We start from the raw sequence: 19,857 nt of genomic DNA on the forward strand, positions 1-19,857 counted from the left end.
TTGCCGAACGCAGCCAGCTATAATCGGCCTTCTTCCAACCTGGCGAAAAAGACAATGAGCGATCCCTTGCAAGCCCTCGGCCACATCCGCGTACTCGACCTGTCTCGCGTGCTGGCCGGCCCCTGGTGCGCCCAGAACCTGGCCGACCTGGGCGCCGACGTGATCAAGATCGAACGCCCCGGCAGCGGCGACGACACGCGCGCCTGGGGACCGCCCTATGCCAAGGACGCGGACGGTCGGGATACGAGCGAAGCCGCCTACTACCTGTCGGCGAACCGCGGCAAGCGCTCGGTGACGGTCGATATCGCGAGCAGCAAGGGCCAGGCCCTGATCCGCGAACTGGCGCGCCACGCGGACGTGGTGCTGGAGAACTTCAAGGTCGGCCACCTGAAACGCTATGGCCTCGACTACGAATCGCTGAAGGCAGTCAAGCCGGACCTGGTCTACTGCTCGATCACCGGCTTTGGCCAGGACGGCCCCTACGCGCACCGCGCCGGCTACGACTTCCTGATCCAGGGCATGGGTGGGCTGATGTCGGTGACCGGCGAGCGCGACGAACTGCCCGGCGGCGGCCCGCAAAAGGCCGGCGTGGCGCTGACCGACCTGATGACCGGCATGTACGCGACCATCGCCGTGCTGGCGGCACTGACCCACCGCGACCGCACCGGCGAAGGCCAGTACATCGACATGGCTCTGCTCGACACCCAGGTAGCGATGCTGGCGAACGTGGGCAGCAACTACCTCACCAGCGGCAAGGCGCCAAAACGCTGGGGCAATGCGCACGCGAACATCGTGCCCTACCAGACCTTTGCCTGCGCCGACGGCCACATGATCGTCGCCGCCGGTAACGATGGCCAGTACCGGAAATTTGTCGAAGCCGGCGGCCGGCCCGAGCTGGCGACCGACCCGCGCTTTGCCACCAACCCGCTGCGCGTGCAGCACCGCGACGTGCTGGTGCCGCTGCTGGCCGAGATGGCGGCCACGCGCGGGCGCGACGAGTGGATCGCCATGCTCGAGGAAGTGGGCGTGCCCTGCGGGCCCATCAACGACGTGGGCGAAGTGTTCGCGAATGAACAGGTGCAGGCGCGCGGGATGGCGGTTGAGTTGCCGCACCCGGCGGCCGGCAAGGTCACGCTGGTGCGCAGTCCGATGAAGATGTCGGCCACGCCGGCGACCAGCACCAAGGCGCCGCCGCTGCTGGGCGAGCACACCGAGGAAGTGCTGCGCGATGTGCTGGGCAAGAACGGCGACGAGATTGCGGCGCTGCGCGGCAAGGGCGTGGTGTAAGCTTTTTGCCCCTGCCGCGTTTTCTACGGCTTAGTGCAGCTTGTGCTTGAAGTCGGACAGCTCGGCGTGGACGCGGGTGACCATCGCTTCCAGGTGCGCCGGCATCTGCGGCATCGAACGGCTGATGCGTTTCGCTTCGTCGCCCATGTCTTCCAGGCTGTCGACGCACTGGACGATTTTCGCCTCGTCATTCGACTGCATCACATCGCGCGCCTGTTTCACTTCACGCGAGATTTTCTCGATACAGTCGCGCATTTCCCGCGGCGTATCCTGCGACGAGCGGCAGGCCTGCTCGGCTTCACCGATGGTTTGCTGCAAATGGCTGTAGTGTTGCTGGATTTCGTTTGCTTGCAACATGATGACCTCCGTTTTAAAGAGAGCAGCCGATTTTAGCGCTGGCGGAAAATGCTTGCGTTAATGGCGCACGTTACCCGGATGAAAGCGTCGATTTGATGACGGTAGCGTAGTTACTCGAAGGCGCTGTGCAGTGTCAGATAAACGACCGAGCTAGCCTCGCCACTGCAGAGAAATCCTTGCACTTCTTCACCTGATTTTTGCGTGTGGCATATGGCGGCGCGGAGTTCCCGACCTGGAAAAGCTGCGATTTCAAATTGCTGTGTTGCGAGAACAGCCTTCTGAAATCGGGAGACAAACAGGGGGGTGCAGCGCCTCGTGTCATCCAGGCGGTTTCTCCAGTATCCGTACCGACAGCCGGAATGGCCGACTGCTGAGCGGGTTTGCACAGATTACAGCGCTAGTCGCAGGCGCTACCGATCTCATCGATCACCCATTTCGCCCCTCGATACGACAACGTAAAGCCGCTTACACACACTTCGTCCGGATGATAGCTAAGTTCGATACGATCATGTGTAACGGTAACGCTGGCGCCCCATGCTTCACCGGCTGCTGCAGTGCGGTCGATCAGCTCGTCGCTCCGCAGAATGATTTCAGAGCTAGGTTCTTGGCCAGTCCCTTCAATCTTCTCTCGCAGTTTCTGTGGAAACAAGCTGGCGAGGAAGACGCGCTCGGGTCCGGTACGAGGCCCGCACAGAAGCGCATGCAGTGCCCGCCTGGCCAAAGCCTCGTCCTTTACCTTTCCAGAAATAGCTTTCCACAACTCTAGCTGTTTAGACAGCGAGCACGCGTTGGGATAGGACGTATCGTAAATATTCAAAGGCGGGTATGTACTATCCGCGTGCGCTACCTTACATGGCCATGCTGAGACAGAAAAAATAAACAAAAAGAACATCAAAAGGCGGTTGTGATAAGGGAGATTCATATTTCCTCCGGAATCATAGCTTCTAAATAAACCCAGCTTGTGCGACACTTCATATTAATAACGTGCCGCCAGCTGCTTTAATAGCTCATCGCTTATCTCTTGCCCGACTTTGGTCGCCAACGATCCGCTCGACACTTTCTTGAAAATCGTATTTGGGCCGTCAGGATATTCCGGATCATCGTGGACAAGTACATAATTCACTGTTTTGAGAGTCTTTCCTGATTTCTCGCGAGTGACAATGATGCGACGGATGATTTCGTTCTTGATAGCGACCACCGCATCTGCGTTGGTCGTTTCTCCGCGCGAGGCAGAGTGCCAAGTGATCGTAAAATCAACTGGCCCCTCTATAATCGGGACATGTACCAGTTCAGGGCTCGTCTTGCTCTTGAAGTAAAAAGTGAAGCTTCGCCTGTAGACGACTGTGTCGGCCTCTGTTCCCGCAATCCAGATAAGTGTACCTTGCCTGTCTTTCCATTGATGCAGTCCTTGCTGTGTTGTCGTCACAACGATGGATTGCGGCTTCTCCACTGCATGCACGCCTGTCGATACAAGGGCAAAAATACAAGTCGCACACGTGACCGCTTTTCTCAATGCTGGCAACCATGCTTTTTTCAAAGCCCGTTCCTCCGATTTTGTACACTCACCAAGTTTTGAAAGGCCTCTCACGCCGGTGCAATTCATCGAAGAGAAATGTTACCAGTCTGCTTCTTTATTCTCGAGCAAGCACTGTGATGTCTCATACCGCCACCTCAGTCAATTGATTTATTGACAGCCTTACACGAATTTTCAGAGAAAATCACTGCAAGGTTAGCGGGGAATCACAAAATCACCACGCTGACGAGCGCTTTCCTCCCAGTCTTTTACGCGCTTCTGCAAGACCGTTGCTTTCTTCTTCATCTCTTCAGTGCTCCCCCATCCATTCGCATCGCCCTCACTCAGTTCGCGAGCGAGATTCTTTTCATCCCGTGCTCTCTTTACTTCCAGGATGTCGAAGTCAAGATTGATCATGTAACGCAGGCCCAGACCTCCTTCTATGTATCCAATACTCAAACGCGCCAAAATATCATCTCCAACCCATTCGTAATTCTGTGGATTATGCATGAGCGCGCCCCAGTCCTCGGCTGGTATCCTGTATTGCGGATCGAGCGGGCAGGCCCCGAGCTGGTCGATCTGGCCATGTTCATTGAGGTAGGAAGAACGACCCATTACTGCCGGGCAGAGCGGATCAAGCTGCCGCTTCCATTTGCCGCGCTGAAATTGTTCGACTATGCTCTCAACATATGCCTGAGCTGACTCATGCGTGGCAATAGCCTTTTTGGATGTCATGAAGGTCACTGTTTCGACACTCAATTCAGCTCCATGCTCTTTATCTGCGTACATCGTTAAGGAATAGGCCTTCGGAATCCGTACTTCATAACCTGGCCTAACGAAACTAAAATAAATCCCATCGGGGATATCTGTTAAACTGTAGCTCACCAGTCCTGCCACATTCGATGTCGCGAATTTTGGCGCACCGCTCGTCCTGGCGGTCTCATGGATGTTCTTCCCGAGGTCAAATTTGATTTGATCCATTTTTTCTCCTGCAGTGAAGTAGGCGCCCACCGGCACCGAGAAGGCAAGAACAAGAACCGCTACCGCAACACATGACTTTCTCATGCTGCCATCCACGTCCTAATTTTGTGGAGCTCTGCCTCCATGTAATCGCGCCTGATCTGCATCAGGTGATTAAATTGCTTGGCAATATTTTCTACAAATTCCATACGATCAGCCGCATTTGGCAGACTTTTCCTTTCCCCAAAGAATCGTTCGGCGATGCCGGTTGGCGCATCGAACACGGTTTCTAAAGCGGGATCATTGTTCATAGCACCTGCACTGTATATCACCTTAAACTTTGGTGATAACCACCCGTTTGTCATTCGACTAAATTTATGATTGGTATCCATTGTCGCTTTAAGTAAAGGATCGTTATAGATCAATGGCTGGAGCACATTGATTTGTTCTTGCTCCGCCACGGCAACAAGCTCACGGAATTGTATTTCCGCCTTTTTTGCTTTATTCGGAGCACTGAATTCGTTGATGAGCTGATGGTATGTTTCAGAGACAGCGTTTGTAGTAGTAAAAGAACGTAACTTCACAAGCGCTGCAAGTGCTCCCGCATCCTTGACCATTCGACCAAGTTCAATATGTTCTGACTCCATAACGTAGTAGGCTTCTTGAAATTTCCCCCAATACCCACTGAACGGCATTCGGTAGCCATGATCGAAGTCTTTCACGTGCGCCCGACAATAATGATGAGCGCGATATGCTACCGCCCCGTGCTGCCCATAGCCGCCATCGGGACTCCATAGTGTCGGTTCCTTGAGGTAGCCCCCTGCCGTTTTATAAACCGGATCGCTTTCAAGACGCCCAGCCAGTCGCGCCATCCACGGGGGACCGTATGGAAGCTCTTCAATGGCTTTTTTCGATGCATGTTGGTAAGTTTCCCAGTTGCGCTCTGGAAGACATGCCGCCAGCCGTTTGGTGTTGAGCGTGCCATCGGGGGTAATACCGTATTGGAGAAAAAACCAGAGCCAAGGATAAATATCCATGAATAGCCAAAGGTTGCCTTTGGCGAGGGCTGCATAGGTCCGAAGTGCATGCTGATACGGCGAATCGCTTGTCATGACGAGACTGCCCAAGTCCGCCACGCTGGAATTTCTGGTGACACTGGCCAAATCTTTCCATTGCCGCTGCAGGACTTCTTCACGCGTGAATCGGTACGCTTCGACGATATCTTTCACCACGAAGGCCGCCAACGCCGGCCAGTAGAATTGCACCTTGCCTTTCGACTTTCTGGCGCTCTCGAAGTAGAGAACGGCATAGTGGGCAGCGATTCGCTTTGCTCTACGCTCCGGATCAGTGATCAAGTGGTAACAACCGTCCTGAGTGTTGTTGTCGCTTACGGCAATGAGCGCCGCCTGTTGCGCGTATGACCAAAGATGCCGGTATTCGACCTTGGCATCGTGCTGAGAGTCTGCGGTGGTATTGGTCATGCACGTACCGAGCACCTCGATCGACACGCCTTTCTCGTCTGTTTCAGCCATTGCCAGTCCTCATGACTCACGTTTTACTTCTTGATCTTGAACTCTGCATATCGCAAAGCGTATTCGAGTGGCTGAGCACTAGCGGTATCGAGGCGGTCGAGAGCACCGTCCACAGGACTCTGCTCGATGAGATGTTGCGCCTCATTGGCTTGATTAATAACGCGGAATGGCATTTCCGCAATCGCCTCACCGTGAGGGTCTTTGTAAACGATCTGCTCGTCATATCGGGGAGTGTCTACCGCTGACTCGGCTGGGTCAGGTACAACAAGACGTGTTGGCAGTGGCTTCACTTCAGCCGCTTGACTTGCGCCTTGATCAAACAAATGCTTCCCACCCTTCACCGAAAACTTCCCCGGCCAAGCAAACGTAATATCCCCACCCTCCAGCGTCACCGCCGACTGCCCCGCCTGCAGCACGATCTTTTCCTTCGCCTTGATCTCGATGCAGTCGTTCACCGAGATCACCGTGATTTCCTTGTCCGCCAAAATCTCCAGCTGATCCGTATGTGCTTGCAGCGACACCGGCCCATTCCCCGCAATCGCCTGGATGCCGCCCGAATGGGTAAAGAAAGTGGCCGCGCTACCAGCCACTGACGACACCGTATGCGCCGCAGCGAAATGCAGATCCGACTGCGCCGTCCAGTGCAGTTGCTGCCCCGCATGGATCACGGTCGACGCCGGCGTCGCCCAGTTCACGCTCGCCGCTGCATCCATCAGCACAAGCGACGAACCGAATTTCTCGACCGGTTGCCCCGCATCGAGTTCGCGCGATCCCGGCCTGGCCTTCAGCGCTTCCTGGCCGCCAATGGCGCCCGCATACTTGCCCTGCGCAGCAGGATCGATCCATTCGATGAAATCGGCCTGCGCCTTCGCGGCATCCTTGCTGAACAGCGCTCCCTGCTGAACAGCGGCATCCCCCAACGTGCCCGCCAGCGCCTGCGCCCCCTTGAACAGCGACACGCTCTCGGCCGCATCCATCTGCGTCGAGGCGATGCCACTGCCCAGCTGGGACCGCGCACTGGTCGACACCAGCACGCCCTCGCCGCCACGAATCACGGCCCAGGCATCGGTGCGCAGTTCGAAGCCGCTGCCGCGGTAGGCGCCACGCGCAGCCGAACCGGGCGACTGCTGGATCAGGTAGCCAAGGTTCAGCTGCGTCGACGCGCAACTGGTTGCCAGCCGCGTACGCAGCTGGCCCTGCGTATCGTCGATCTGCCACTGGTTGTAGCCGCTGCCGTCGAAGCCGTGCGTGTGAATCCCGGACAGCACGCCCGCGTGATCGACGCCGGAATCGACGCCCGCCGCAAACGGCGGCAGGTCGGCGCCGGTGAACAGCTGGGCAACGACGATCGGCCGGTCCATATCGCCTTCGATGAAGTCGACCAGCACCTCGGTGCCGATGCGCGGCGTGAACACGGTGCCCCAGTTTGGCCCGGCCAGCGCTTCGGACACGCGCACCCAGGTGCCGGAGCGCTGGTCGCCCGGCGCGCAGCCGCGCTTGTCGATGTTGTGCTCCAGCCCACCGCGGTTCGCGCCCTGCCCGCGCTGCCATGCGAACTGCACCTTGACCTGGTGATCGCGCGTTGAAGTGGCGGTGGCGTCGGCAACGCCGACCACCAGCGCCGTCTGTGGACCGAGGGCCGTCGACGGATGCGGCGCAACCGTCGCAGGCGGCACCAGCGGCACGACGTCGCGCACGCAGCCGAAGCGGTTGCGGTAGGTGCCGTTTTCCAGGCCGCCAGGCGTGCTGTCGGCGATCCCGGTACGGAAGTTGTTGCGCGCCGCGTGCTCGACCCACAGCACGGTAAAGGCGTTCTCGCCATTCGGATAGCGGTCGTGCTGGGTCAGCCGGAAACCGTGGCCGGCCGCCAGCCGGCGCATGGCGCCGCCGCCCTCGAAGACCTTGTTGTCCTGTTCCAGCGCCAGCAGCATCAGGTCGCTGTGCGCATGAGGCGCGCCGCGTTCGGTGGCGATGCGCTCGCCGCTGCCGTCGTACACCTGCAATGCCGGCAGTTCGCCGGCGTCGAGGCAAGATTGCTGCTCGGCGCCCGGGGCCACCAGTTGCGTCGGGTCCCAGCTGCTGATGGCAACGCCATTCGCCTGCACGGCACGCCTGGCGCGGAAGTCGTCGATGGCGTCGTCGTGCTCGGTGGCGCGCACGCCGTGGAAGCGCAGCACGTCGCCACCTGGGGTGGCTGGAATGCGTGCGCGGCGGTCGAAGATGACGAGCTTGTGACTGGCGTGGCCACGCGCATCAGGTGCGTCATCGGCCTGGTCGTGCTCGAAGCGCCAGTTCAGGCCTTCGCTGGCCAGCAGCCGCACCAGGAAGTCGAAATCCGTTTCGCGGTACTGGGTGCAGACCGGCCGCACCCGCAATTCCTGGGTGATGGCGAAGTCGAAGCGCACCTGCGGGTAATCGGCCAGCAGTTCGGTGACGATCTCGCGCGCGTTCTTGTCCTGGAACAGATAGCTGTCGCGGCGCAGCGTCATCAGCGCCAGGGCCGGTTCCAGTTGCAGGCGGTAGCGGGCGATGCCGCCGTCGGCGCCGAGCCAGGCCGCGCCCGTGCACAGGCCGTGCCAGGCGCGCCGGCTGCCGTCGGGCTGCAGCAGGCCGACGGTCAGTTCTTCGCCGATGAAGCCTGCCAGGTCGAGGTCGGCCGAGGTGCTGAGGGCATCAACCTCGAAGGCGAACAGTTCGTTGACGGCTTCGCGTCCAGTAAAGGCTTCGACGGCGGGCGCCTCGGGCAGGCTGCCGTCCCGGGCGCTGGCCAGGGTGATGAGGCGCGCGTGCTGGCTGAGACCGGTGCCGAACTGGCCCAGTGCAAGGCCAAGGGCGGCCAACTCGGGCGGGGCGTTCATTGGGCAGAGACGACTGCGATCGATGCCATCCAGGACTCCTTTGCGATGCGGTAAACCGGCAGGGGTGTCGGGCAGGCGAATTGTCGAGCCCGCCCGGACACGCACAGCCGTCGATCTTACCGAAGCGGAAAGTGCGGAAATAGCCCGTGCAACATGACGGGAATCAATGCAGAAGTGAAATATTTTGCCGGGTGCATGCCCGGCCTCGAAGCTCGGCCGGCGCTTACGGCGCGGCAGGCGGCGTCGATTCCAGCGGGGCCAGGCCGCGCAGGCGCAAGGCGATCAGCATGGCCAGCACCAGGATCGCACCGAGCAGGCCGACCACGCCGAACCAGCCGCCGTGCTCCCACAAATAGCCCGAGAACCAGCCGACCACGCTCGACCCGAGGTAGTAGAAGAACAGGTAGAGCGCCGAGGCCAGTGCCTGCGGCGGCCGTGCGCGCCGACCGACCCAGCTGCTCGCCACCGAGTGCGAGGCAAAGAAACCGAAGGTGTACAGGCCCACGCCGGCGACAACCGCGACCAGGTTGCCGGAGAGCGTGAGCAGCAGCCCGCCCAGCATCAGCGACATCACCAGCCACAGCACGTTGCGCCGGCCCAGGCGGTCGGCCAGGCGCCCGGCCCAGACCGAGCTGAAGATGCCGAGCAGGTACAGTACCGAGAGTGCGCCGACGGCGCTCTGGCGCAGCCCGAATTCCGGCCCCAGCAGGCGGTAGCCGATGTAGTTGTACAGGCTGACGAAGGAGCCCATCAGCAGGAAGGCCAGCATGAAGAGGAAAGGCAGGCCGGGGTCGCGCAGGTGGCGGCGGGCGCCGTCGACCAGGCCGCCCAGGCCGCCCTGCCCCGGCCGGAAGCGTTTCGAGACCGGCAGGCTGCGCCAGAATTCCCAGGCCGCGTACAGGCCGGCGGCGCCCATCAGGCCGAGGGCCAGGCGCCAGGAAAAGAAGTCGCTGATGACCGAGGCCAGCACGCGCCCGAACATGCCGCCAAAGGCGCTGCCGCTGATGTACATGCCCATCGCCAGGCCGAGCGAGCTGCCTTCGATTTCCTCGCTCAGGTAGGCCATGGCGACGGCGGGCATCCCGCCCAGCATGAAGCCCATCAGGGCGCGCAGGGCGACCAGTTGCGCGTAGTCGCTGGTAAATGCGGCCAGCAATGTGAGCAGGCCGCCGCTGAACATCGAGGCGGCCATCAGTGGCTTGCGGCCGAAGCGGTCTGACAGGATGCTCGATATCAGCAGGGAGATGGCCAGGGCGCCGGTGGAAATCGACAGGGCCAGGCTGCTTTGCGCGGGCGTCAGGGCGAAGTCGCGCGCCAGCAGGGGCATCAGCGGCTGGACGCTGTAGAGCAGTGCGAAGGTGGAGAAACCGCCAAAGGCCATGGCGCGGTTGACGCGCTTGAACTCGACGCTGCCGGCAGCGATGGCAGGGGTAGGCATGGGGTGAATCCTGGAATGCGACTGCCCATGATAACGGAGATCGGCCGGGGCTGCTGGAGGGGGCGGGGTTTTGGCAGCCGCGTTACAGCGGTGGCAGCGGTAAGCCATGTAGGGTGGACCGGGCCACCCTACCCCTGTTACGGATACTCCGTATCCAGCTCGGAACCAGCATAGTTTTCCAGCTCCGCGATCAGCTGCTTCATCGGCGCCTTGGTGCGGATGCTTTGCAGGACCGTGCAATGCTCGCGGTAGGTCTGGATGCGCTCGGCGATGATGGCGCGGTGCGGCGCCGGGATCTTGTCGAGGAAGTGCGCCCAGCCGGTTTCGAAGTCCGGGTTGTCCTTGCGCACCGCCTTGACGAAGCGCTCGAAGCCCTTCTGCGTGGTGCGCGCGACGATGGTGCCGCCGCCTTCCACCGCGAAGATGATCGCCAGCGCGATCACGCCTTCGGCGTTCAGGTCCGGGTCGTTGACCGCGCCTTCGTAGTGGTGCTTGCGCAGCCACTGGGCGGCGCGCACGATGGCCTGCACGCCCTGGCGCTGCTGCAGCTGGCCGAGGTAGCGTTCGTAGCCGGTCCAGCTTTCGCCGGGGTCGGCGGTGCACAAATCGACGAACAGTTCCTTCAGGCGGCGCTGGGCGTAGACCGGGTCGCTGTCGTATTCGCCGACCAGGCTGTCCTCGGGCAGCGCGGACAGTTCGCGCACCAGGCGAAAGCCCGCCTGGAACACGGACTCGACGCCGTCCTCGATCAGGATGTCGAGGGCCACGGCGTCGCCGTCGTCCTCGCTCACGCTCTCTTCCACGAGCAGGCTTTCCAGGCCCAGCGACACGCCGCCCACCGTCAGCAGCAGCCCGCGCTGGATGCCTTCGGCGGTGCGGTCGTTGGTGAACTTCTCGGCCACCATCGCGGTGACGCCGGACAGTTCGTCGGCCAGGATCGCCGCTTCTTCCGGGTCTTCATTGACCAGCAGCCTGATCGCACGGACCAGGCGGGGCAGCTTCTCGATGACGATTGCGGGCAGCATCGGCGATGGGCTCCCGCTCACGAGAAGATGTCCGAGCCCATGCTCTTGCGCGTACTGCGGCGCGGCATGGTGCGGACCGACGGCACCTGCTTGCGCAGGCGGTACAGCAGCTCGCGCGTGCCGCGCTGCTGGAAGTCCGGGTCTTCGTCGGGATCGTCCGGGTATTCGGCATCGGCCATCTCGGCGCTGTGGCGGAAGTCCGGGAACAGCTCGATCAGCGAACGCTCCCAGCCGTCTTCGCTGGCTTTCGCCAGGTCGACCGCGAGCGGGATGATGTCGCTGTCGGACGAGGTCTGGCCCGTCACGTAGCGGCCCTTCAGGTTGATCTCGCCGGCCACTTCCATGATCTCTTTCGGCGCCAGCGACCAGATGATGGCGAACACGGTGGCGCCGTGGTCGGTGCTCGAGGCTTCCTGCAGCAGTTCGTGGCGGCGGTCCTCGTCGTCGTTGGCGTAGACCACGCCGTGCACGTGGTTGAACAGGCCCTCGGCCAGGCGCTCGGGGTCGTCCTCGATCATGTTGTCGGGCCAGGTGGCGGCCAGGTAGGCCAGGCTGTCGGCCCAGGCTTTCGGCGGCACCAGCATGGTGGCCAGCGAAGTCTTGGCGCCGTCGAAGCCGGCCAGGTGCAACGCCGTCACTTGCGGCGGCAGGGTCGACAGCACCTCGGCCACGGCGTAGTCGCCGTGTTCGTCGGCCGCCTGCGAGAACGCCTCTTCGGCGTGCTGCAGCGAGCCGGCCAGTACCAGTTCGCTGACCTGTTTGGTCAGCGCCGGCAGGTTGGCTTTGTCACTCATTCACGTTCTCCCTGGTCGAAAATCTGGGTGAAGTCGTCGGTGGCGGCGGTGTCGTCCATGCTCTGGACGTCGTCTTCGTCGTCGCCCTCGTCGCCTTCGGCCAGCTGGTCGAGCGACTGGTCGTCGTCCTGCCAGCGCTGCTGGTGCTTGAACAGGAAGGCGGTGATGATGGCCTGGCGCGCCAGTTCCGGATGGTTTTCCGTCATCGACGCGTACATGGCCGCGCCGTCTTCGCCTTCGCACTCGGCCATGGCGAACACCGGGGCCGGGTCGCCGCCTTCGTAGTCGGCCGCTTCGCGCAGCAGGCCTTTCGGGTCCTTGAAACGAATCTTGTCAACGAGGGCGAATGCCATCAGGTTGACATCGTCGATGCCCGAGCCGCCGGCGTATTCCGACACCAGGGCATCGACCATCATGTTGTAGTTCTTCTTGTTGGGCGGGTCGCCCAGGGTGCCGTCGATCTGGCCTTCCAGTTCACGCGACTGGTAGGCGAATTCGGGATGTACTCTTTTCATGTTCTTGTTCCTGTAGGGGTTCGAGGGCCGATGCGGGCATGTGCCCCGCATCGGCACGGCTCTTCATTCGGCTCAGACTTGCAGCGTCACGCCGTTCAGCGCGAATAGCGAGCGCCACAGCTCAAAGGCCTCGGCCTCGGCATCGAGCACGATGCGGTGGTTCACGCTCTGGTTGTATTCGTCGCGTTTGGCGCGGTCGGACAGGATCTCGTAGGCCTTGCTGACGGCCTTGAAGCGCGCTTCCGCACCCGGCGCCTGGTTGCGGTCGGGGTGGTAGCGCATCGCCAGCGAGCGGTAGACCTTCTTGATCTCATCGTCGCTGGCATTCGGCGCGACGCCGAGGATCGCGTATAAATTTTCCAATTTGGAACTCTCCGGCTGGTGCCGAAAAACGGCAAAACGAGATTATCCTATAGAAATCACCAACTTGTCAGGACAGCCAAGCGGATGGAAAGCACCTGGCGGCCACTTGCAAGTCAGGACAATGACTCCCAAGTATGTGCCTTGGGTGAAGGCCGCTCCGTGCGCTCCACCACATACACGGACCGTGGCGCCCCCGTCTACGGTAAAATGGCAAGAACTTTACCTATTCAAACTCCATCTTTCATGAGCACTGAAAAGAACAATGCGGCGGCCAACGCGCCTTCGTCGAATTTTGTGCGCGCCATCATCGAGAACGACCTGGCGGCCGGCACGCATAAACGCGACGGCATGCCGGAAGTTATCACGCGCTTCCCGCCCGAGCCGAACGGCTACCTGCACATCGGCCACGCGAAATCGATCTGCCTGAACTTCGGCCTGGCGCGCGACTACGCCGGCCGCTGCCACCTGCGCTTCGACGACACCAATCCCGAGAAGGAAGACCAGGAATACGTCGACACCATCATGGACAGCGTGAAGTGGCTGGGCTTCACCTGGGAGCAAGGCGGCGAGGAATACCTGCACTACGCCTCGGACTACTTCGGCAAGCTGTACGAGATGGCCGAGTACCTGATCACGAAGGGCTATGCCTACGTCGACAGCCAGAGCGCCGAAGACATGGCTAGGAACCGCGGCAACTTCGGTACGCCGGGCACGAATTCGCCTTTCCGCAACCGCCCGCCGGAAGAATCGCTGCAGATCTTCCGCGACATGAAGGCCGGCAAGTACAAGGACGGCGAGCACATCCTGCGCGCCAAGATGAGCGAAGACGCGATGTCCTCGCCGATCATGACCAACCGCGACCCGGCCCTGTACCGCATCCGCCATGCGCACCACCACCGCACGGGCGACGACTGGTGCATCTACCCGATGTACGACTACACGCACCCGATTTCGGATGCGCTGGAAAGCATCACGCACTCGCTGTGCACGCTGGAATTCCAGGACCACCGCCCGTTCTACGACTGGCTGGTCGAGACCCTGGCCGAAGGCGGCTTCTTCCCGCGCCCGGTGCCGCGCCAGTACGAATTCTCGCGGCTGAACCTGACGTATGTCGTCACCTCGAAGCGCAAGCTGCGCGCGCTGGTCGACGACGGCGTCGTCACCGGCTGGGACGACCCGCGCATGCCGACCATCGTCGGCCTGCGCCGCCGCGGCTACACGCCGGAATCGCTGCAGCTGTTCTGCGAGCGCATCGGCGTGTCGAAGGCCGACGGCTGGATCGACATGAGCACGCTGGAAGGCGCACTGCGCGACGACCTCGATCCGAAGGCGCCGCGCGCGATCGCCGTGCTGCGTCCTTTGAAACTGATCGTGGATAATTTCCCCGAAGGTGAAGCGCACGACTGCACCTCGCCGGTCCACCCGCACCATCCAGAAATGGGCCTGCGCCACTTCCCGTTCACGCGCGAACTGTGGATCGAGCAGGAAGATTTCATGGAAACCCCGACCAAGGGTTACTTCCGCTTCACCCCGCCAATCGGCGACCAGCCGGGCGCGCGCGTGCGCCTGAAGTACGGCTACGTGGTCGAGTGCACGGGCTTTGAGAAGGACGAGAACGGCAAAGTCACGGCCGTGCATGTGAAGTACTTCGAGGACTCGAAGTCGGGCACGCCGGGCGCCGACAACTACAAGGTAAAGGGCAACATCACCTGGGTCAGCGCCGCCTCGGCACTGGAAGCGGAAGTGCGCCTGTACGACCGCCTGTTCCTGGAAGCCCAGCCTGACGCCGGCGGCAAGGACTTCAAGGCCGCGCTGAACCCGAACGCGCTGGAAACCGTCACCGCCTACCTGGAGCCGGGCATGGCTGCGGCCGTGGGGGACCAGCGCTTCCAGTTCGAGCGCCACGGTTATTTCGTTGCCGACCGCGTCGATTCGCAGCCGGGCAAACCCGTGTTCAACCGCGTGACCACGCTGAAGGATAGCTGGGGCAAATAAGCTGGATTTCCCCGAGTCATCGGATCCCGCCCGGGCAACCGCGGCGGGATTTTTTTATGTTGTTCGCTTTGCCGCCATCAACCTATCAGGGCTGCTAGGTAACACCAAAGTCTGTCTGCGCGATTCTGATCGAAATCAGAAAGGTCATAGAAAAACACACAGGCCGAGGCGGACATGGGAATGACAGCCGACTTCATTGCAACAATCCGGGCAATCAAACTCGGCTCATGGCTGGGCGCCCTGCTCTCGCTCGGCGTTGGGGCGGGCCTGCACATCAGCACCAGCCGCGCCATCGAACACGATTCGCACGAGCGCTTCCTGCATATGGCGCGCACCGTGCAGTCGATCCTGGACGGTCGCATCAAGACCTATGCCGACCTGCTGCGCGGTGCCTCCGCCTTGTTCCTGACGGATGAGAATCTGTCTCGCCAGCAATTCCAGCAATATGTCGTCGGCCTTGACCTGAGCAACCATTTCCCCGGCGTCGAGACCATCAATTTCGCGCGCTACGTGAGCGACGCCGGGCGCACCGCCTTCGAGGAGCAGGTGCGTAGCGAACTCGACGGCAGACAGCATGCCTTCCGCATCCAGCCCGAAGGCCGGCGCCCCGAGTACACGGTGCTCACCTTCGTCGAGCCGAACCAGGCCTGGAACAACCGCCTCGGCATGGACCTGCAGGCGCGCCCCGCCGTGGCGCTGGCCCTGGCGCACTCGCGCGACACCGGCGAAGCCTCGACCTCGGGCACACGGGTGGCGATCCGTAGCAGCGGCAGCGGACTGGGCATGCGCATGCCCGTCTACCGTCCGGCCATGCCGCTGGGCGACGTGGCCCAGCGCCGCGCCGCCTACATCGGCTCGGTCGGGATCGGCTTCAGCGTCGAGCGCCTGGCCCAGGGCGTACTCGACAACATGCCGAAGCACACCACGCGCCTCGTGATTTCCGGCATGAGTCCGGTAGAAGAACCCGGCGGGCCGCCGGGGGTCTACAAGCGCACCGTGTTCTTCGACAACCATCCCGACGCCGCCGACGACCCCGGCGTGTTTCGCGCCCTGCTGCCGGTGGGCGTGAGCGGACGCGGCTGGGACATCGATTTTCGCATCAGCAAGCGCGACATGTATTCGGAGCTCGACATCTACCTGCCCTGGGTGGCAATGCTGGCCGGCATGGTCGGCACCAGCCTGCTGTATGCGCTGTACCAGACCCTGAGTTCCTCGCGCCGGCGCGCCATCGAGCTGGCCGAGGAAATGACGGGCGAACTGCGCGCCAGTGAAGCCAAGCTACAAAAGACCAACGACAACCTGCGGCGCCTGGCGGCCCATGCGGAAACCATCAAGGAAAGCGAGCGCAAGCGCATTGCGCGCGAGATCCACGACGACCTCGGCCAGAACCTGCTGGCCCTGCGCATCGAGGCCGACCTGCTGGCCTCGCGCACCAGCGGGCGCCATCCGCGCCTGCACGCGCGGGCGCGCTGGACCCTGGAACAGATCGACGCCACCATCAAGAGCGTGCGCCAGATCATCAACGACCTGCGGCCGCACGTGCTCGACCTGGGCCTGACGGCGGCGGTCGACTGGCAGATCGCCGAATTCCAGCGCCGCACCGGGATCGCCTGCGAGCTGGTGTCGGACGGGCGCGAGCTGCACGTCAGCGACCGCTGCGCCACCACCCTGTTCCGCATCCTGCAGGAGTCGCTGACGAACGTCTCGCGCCATGCGCGCGCCACGGGCGTGCGGGTCGAGCTGGCGCTGGACGAGGAGTCGATCACGATGACGGTGAGCGACAACGGCATCGGCCTGAACAAGGGCGGCGGACAGAAACCGGGTTCCTTCGGCCTGGTCGGCATCGAGGAAAGGGTGCGCATCCTGGGCGGCAAATGCGTCATTACCAGCCGGCCGAACGCCGGCACCACGGTGCACGTGGCGATTCCGGTGGCCGACAACCTGCTGTCGGTCGTCCCGGGAACGCCCGCCGTCGCCAGCCCGGCGAAAGCGTTCGAGAGCCTGTAGTGCGATTTACCACAGGAAATTGCTTGACATCACTCAACTTGCGCAAAATCAATTATTTCAGGAAGTTTGGGGTAGAGAATGGTTCTCACTGTGATGCATCAACAAGCCCGCAGTGATGCACACGGCAACCACCCCGAGGAGGACTAGACCATTCGCCAGCATGTCTCATCGACCGTCCAGTCATACACAACACAATAACGATGCAGTATCCAAAACGATAGGATGAATCATGATCTCGAATAACGATTTCGCAGCAATCGCCGCACTGGATTTGAGCCCGATTAAAGTAAAGCTGATGCACAAGGAATCCGGCGAAGGCTGGTCCCTGGACAAGGTCAACGCCATGGAAGTCGAGTACCGTCGCTTCCTGTATCTGATGAAGGCCTTCCCGAACGACGAGACCGCGCCGCAGGTCGACGTCGACACCTTCTGGCACTACCACATCCTCGACACCATGAAGTACGCCCAGGACTGCGAACAGGCCTTCGGCTACTTCCTGCACCACTACCCGTACATCGGCCTGCGCAGCGAAGACGACGTCGCCGTCCAGCAGCAGGCAGGCGAACGGATGCGCGAACTGTACGAATCGACCTTCGGCGAAGCCTACTTCAGCTTCGATGCCGAAGCCCAGGCCGACCTCGCCTGGTGCGGCCGTGCCCCGGCGAATGTGGTCGACGCCGCTGCCGAGGCGGCATGGTGCGGCCGTGCGCCGGCTGTGAGCGCCGAGCGCGCCGCCGAGACCGCCTGGTGCGGCCGTGCCCCGGCCGTGTCCGCCGATGGCGCCGCCCAGACCGCCTGGTGTGGCCGTGCCCCGGCCGGCACCGATGCCGCCCTGGCCAAGACCGCGTGGTGCGGCCGGGCGCCGATCAAGCCGATCGCCGATGCGGTGCAGACCGCCTGGTGCGGCCGTGCGCCGGCAAAAACCGAAGCCACGGCGAACGATACCGCGTGGTGTGGCCGGGCGCCGGCAAAGGCCGAAGCCGCCGCGAAAGATACCGCGTGGTGCGGGCGCGCCCCGGTCAAGACCGAGGCAGCTGCGAAGGACACCGCATGGTGCGGCCGTGCCCCGGCAAAAGCCGAAGCCGCTGCGAAAGATACCGCATGGTGCGGCCGTGCCCCGGCAAAAGCCGACGCCGCTGCGAAAGACACCGCGTGGTGCGGCCGTGCCCCGGCAAAGACCGCGGCTGCGCAGGACACCGCCTGGTGCGGCCGCGCTCCCGCCGCGGCTGAGGCTGCTGCCGTCCAGACCGCGTGGTGCGGCCGGGCTCCGGTTGCTGCCTGAGAAAAAAGAAAGGCAGGGCCGGCTCACGCCACCCTGCCTCTTGCGAAGTCTTGCAAAGCCGGCCCGTGCAGCCGGCTTTTTTCTTTAGGCCACAGCCGCTTCGGCGCGCGTCGACACCATCAGCGCGCGCAGTTCACGGATGCTGAAATCGCTGATCTCGTGCATGCGCAACAGGATGGTGGCGCCGATCGGCAGGGTGTTGTGGCGAATCTTGCTGATCACCGGCGGCGCCACTTCCAGGGCGCGCGACAGGGCTGCATCGTTTTTCAGTTGCAGCTTGGCGATGATGGCGTCCAGGACGCGGTTCGGGTCGTAATCTGCGCCTTCCGGCAATCTTCTGATAGGCATGTCTTGAATTCTTTCCAAATATCACAATCCGTCAGTAATTTCTTACATTTAACTTTTGAGCGTAAAAAATTGGCCTGGCGAGCTAAATCGACACCGTTTGTACGGTGATTTTTTCAAGCCGCAATGATAAAGGGAAAGTTACGTTTTATTCAAGCAATTGTAGGAATAGCCCTACAAGTTGAAAGGAAAATGTGGAAGTTATCCAACGGATGTGACGTGGCCATGCACCCGGATGCACCGATGCATCACGCAAGAACAGGGCGAAAAGTAAGACAGGCGCCGGGTGGCGCCTGCAGGAAGGAGATCCGATACGGCTCCGGGGAGGAGCCGGTGCTGCTATTACTTCGCGCCGCTGGCCTTGAACAGGGCGCGGGCGTCGTCGTGGGCGCGGTCCAGGGTGCGCATCGCCTTCTTGTCGTCGTGGGCTATGAAATAGCCCTTGTCCTGCGCGTCGACGACGATCTTGATGGCGGCCTCGTCGGAGAGGTTGTACTTTTCGACGATTAGGGTCGTCACTTCATCCAGGTATTCTTCGTAGGTCATGGTTCTTTCCTCAAGGCGGGCATTGTACCAGCGTGGGCCGGCGCCCATTCGGCCAGGGCCGCGGCGACGTCGGAATAGCGCAGGCGCACGCCCAGTTCGCGCAGGCGCGTGTTGTCGAGCCGGCGCGACTCCGACATGAAGGAGAGCAGCATCGGCGACACCTGGCTCTGCAAGTCCGCGCGCGCCAGGCGCGGCGGACGCGGCAAGCCGTACGCGTCGGCCACGGCATCGAAATACGCCCCCATCTGCATGCGCGTATCGTCGACGGCGTGGTAGACCCGGTTCGGCAAGGCCCGGCGCAAGGCGTGCACGATGATGCGCGCCAGGTCGTCGGCCTGGATGTGATTCGTGTAGACGTCGTCCTCGGGCTGCAAGGCGGGCGTGCCTTCGCGCAGCCGCTTCAGGGGCAAGCGCTCGGCCGCGTAGATGCCGGGCACGCGCAGGATGGCCACTTGCCCGGCGTTGCGGCGGGCCCAGGCGCGCAGGACCCGCTCGGCATCCACGCGCCGCCGGGCCCGCGCATTCTTCGGCGCCACGCTGCGCGTTTCGTTGACCAGGGCGCCGCCGCAGTCGCCGTAGACGCCGGTCGTGCTTACGTAGACGACGCGGGCGCCCTCGGGCAGGAGGGCGGCCAGGTGGCGCGTGCGCAGGTCGCGCTCGCCTTCCGGGCGCGGCGGCGCCAGGTGCACGACACGCTGCGCCAAGCCGCGCAGGCGCGCCAGCGAGGCCGGCTGGTCGAGATCGGCAACGACGGGCACGGCGCCGGCCGCGCGCAGTTCGGCGCAGCGCGCCGGGTCGCGCGTCATGGCAAAGACGCGATATCGCCCCGCGAGCAGCGGCAGCAGGCGCATGCCGACGTCGCCGCAGCCCACCAGCAGCAGGCGCGGACGTTTCAGATGGGAAGATGGTGTGTTCACGGCAGCGATTGTAAGCGAGCGCCGGCGTGCCTGCGCGCAGGCCTGCCTGGTGCGCGCCAGGCGCCGTCCGCCAGGCGGCCTCGCGCAATGAAGGCCCCGTGTAAAATAGCTATCTGTTACGGC

18 protein-coding genes are annotated in these 19,857 nt (G+C 62.4%); 4 read left to right on the forward strand and 14 right to left on the reverse strand.

Annotated elements, in window-relative coordinates; all coding sequences use genetic code 11:
* Window positions 1-66: 66 nt before the first annotated feature.
* Window positions 67-1,287, forward strand: coding sequence for a CaiB/BaiF CoA-transferase family protein (locus LK540_RS16725; RefSeq protein ID WP_229438560.1), 1,221 nt, complete (start codon window positions 67-69; stop codon window positions 1,285-1,287).
* 30 nt (window positions 1,288-1,317) lie between these two features.
* On the opposite strand, the gene LK540_RS16730 is transcribed toward LK540_RS16725, so the two are convergent.
* From LK540_RS16730 to LK540_RS16780, 11 genes are all read right to left on the reverse strand, one after another.
* A complete protein-coding gene (locus tag LK540_RS16730; protein WP_229438441.1) occupies window positions 1,318-1,644 on the reverse strand; it encodes a hypothetical protein in 327 nt (108 codons plus the stop codon).
* 397 nt (window positions 1,645-2,041) lie between these two features.
* Entirely contained in the window at window positions 2,042-2,566 is a 525-nt protein-coding gene (locus LK540_RS16735) for a hypothetical protein (RefSeq protein ID WP_229438442.1), read from the reverse strand.
* A 54-nt stretch (window positions 2,567-2,620) separates the two neighbouring features.
* On the reverse strand, window positions 2,621-3,181 hold the full coding sequence (locus LK540_RS16740; RefSeq protein ID WP_229438443.1) for a hypothetical protein: 561 nt from the start codon (window positions 3,179-3,181) through the stop codon (window positions 2,621-2,623).
* Window positions 3,182-3,373: 192 nt separating this feature from the next.
* Entirely contained in the window at window positions 3,374-4,222 is an 849-nt protein-coding gene (locus LK540_RS16745) for a hypothetical protein (protein ID WP_229438444.1), read from the reverse strand.
* Window positions 4,219-5,649, reverse strand: a complete 1,431-nt coding sequence (locus LK540_RS16750; protein ID WP_229438445.1) for a DUF2515 family protein — start codon at window positions 5,647-5,649, stop codon at window positions 4,219-4,221. The genes LK540_RS16745 and LK540_RS16750 overlap by 4 nt, the downstream gene beginning before the upstream one ends.
* A gap of 23 nt (window positions 5,650-5,672) precedes the next feature.
* Window positions 5,673-8,507: a type VI secretion system Vgr family protein gene (locus LK540_RS16755; protein ID WP_229438446.1), complete on the reverse strand. Its 2,835-nt coding sequence runs from the start codon at window positions 8,505-8,507 to the stop codon at window positions 5,673-5,675.
* 223 nt (window positions 8,508-8,730) lie between these two features.
* Window positions 8,731-9,945: an MFS transporter gene (locus LK540_RS16760; protein ID WP_229438447.1), complete on the reverse strand. Its 1,215-nt coding sequence runs from the start codon at window positions 9,943-9,945 to the stop codon at window positions 8,731-8,733.
* Window positions 9,946-10,082: 137 nt separating this feature from the next.
* On the reverse strand, window positions 10,083-10,970 hold the full coding sequence (locus LK540_RS16765) for a hypothetical protein (protein ID WP_229438561.1): 888 nt from the start codon (window positions 10,968-10,970) through the stop codon (window positions 10,083-10,085).
* A 17-nt stretch (window positions 10,971-10,987) separates the two neighbouring features.
* Window positions 10,988-11,764, reverse strand: coding sequence for a hypothetical protein (locus tag LK540_RS16770; protein ID WP_229438448.1), 777 nt, complete (start codon window positions 11,762-11,764; stop codon window positions 10,988-10,990).
* The gene (locus tag LK540_RS16775; RefSeq protein WP_229438449.1) at window positions 11,761-12,279 is read right to left on the reverse strand and encodes a hypothetical protein; all 519 of its coding nucleotides are present in this window, start codon (window positions 12,277-12,279) and stop codon (window positions 11,761-11,763) included. The genes LK540_RS16770 and LK540_RS16775 overlap by 4 nt, the downstream gene beginning before the upstream one ends.
* A 72-nt stretch (window positions 12,280-12,351) precedes the next feature.
* Window positions 12,352-12,642 carry a DnaJ domain-containing protein gene (locus LK540_RS16780; RefSeq protein ID WP_229438450.1) on the reverse strand — a complete coding sequence of 97 codons (291 nt, stop codon included), beginning with the start codon at window positions 12,640-12,642 and terminating at the stop codon, window positions 12,352-12,354.
* Window positions 12,643-12,885: 243 nt separating this feature from the next.
* On the opposite strand from LK540_RS16780, the gene LK540_RS16785 reads away from it, so the two are divergent.
* The 3 genes from LK540_RS16785 to LK540_RS16795 all read left to right on the forward strand — a co-directional run bounded on the left by LK540_RS16785 (window position 12,886) and on the right by LK540_RS16795 (window position 17,926).
* Window positions 12,886-14,637: a glutamine--tRNA ligase/YqeY domain fusion protein gene (locus LK540_RS16785; protein WP_229438451.1), complete on the forward strand. Its 1,752-nt coding sequence runs from the start codon at window positions 12,886-12,888 to the stop codon at window positions 14,635-14,637.
* A gap of 180 nt (window positions 14,638-14,817) precedes the next feature.
* Window positions 14,818-16,644, forward strand: a complete 1,827-nt coding sequence (locus LK540_RS16790; protein WP_229438452.1) for a CHASE domain-containing protein — start codon at window positions 14,818-14,820, stop codon at window positions 16,642-16,644.
* Between the two features lie 229 nt (window positions 16,645-16,873).
* On the forward strand, window positions 16,874-17,926 hold the full coding sequence (locus LK540_RS16795; protein WP_229438453.1) for a hypothetical protein: 1,053 nt from the start codon (window positions 16,874-16,876) through the stop codon (window positions 17,924-17,926).
* Between the two features lie 84 nt (window positions 17,927-18,010).
* On the opposite strand, the gene LK540_RS16800 is transcribed toward LK540_RS16795, so the two are convergent.
* From LK540_RS16800 to LK540_RS16810, 3 genes are all read right to left on the reverse strand, one after another.
* Complete coding sequence (locus LK540_RS16800; protein WP_229438454.1) at window positions 18,011-18,274, reverse strand: hypothetical protein; 264 nt, start codon at window positions 18,272-18,274, stop codon at window positions 18,011-18,013.
* 339 nt (window positions 18,275-18,613) lie between these two features.
* A complete protein-coding gene (locus tag LK540_RS16805) occupies window positions 18,614-18,817 on the reverse strand; it encodes a hypothetical protein (protein WP_229438455.1) in 204 nt (67 codons plus the stop codon).
* Complete coding sequence (locus LK540_RS16810) at window positions 18,814-19,668, reverse strand: sugar nucleotide-binding protein (RefSeq protein ID WP_229438562.1); 855 nt, start codon at window positions 19,666-19,668, stop codon at window positions 18,814-18,816. The genes LK540_RS16805 and LK540_RS16810 overlap by 4 nt, the downstream gene beginning before the upstream one ends.
* Window positions 19,669-19,857: the final 189 nt, after the last annotated feature.

This window comes from Massilia sp. IC2-278, from assembly GCF_020708045.1.
GTDB lineage: Bacteria > Pseudomonadota > Gammaproteobacteria > Burkholderiales > Burkholderiaceae_D > Telluria.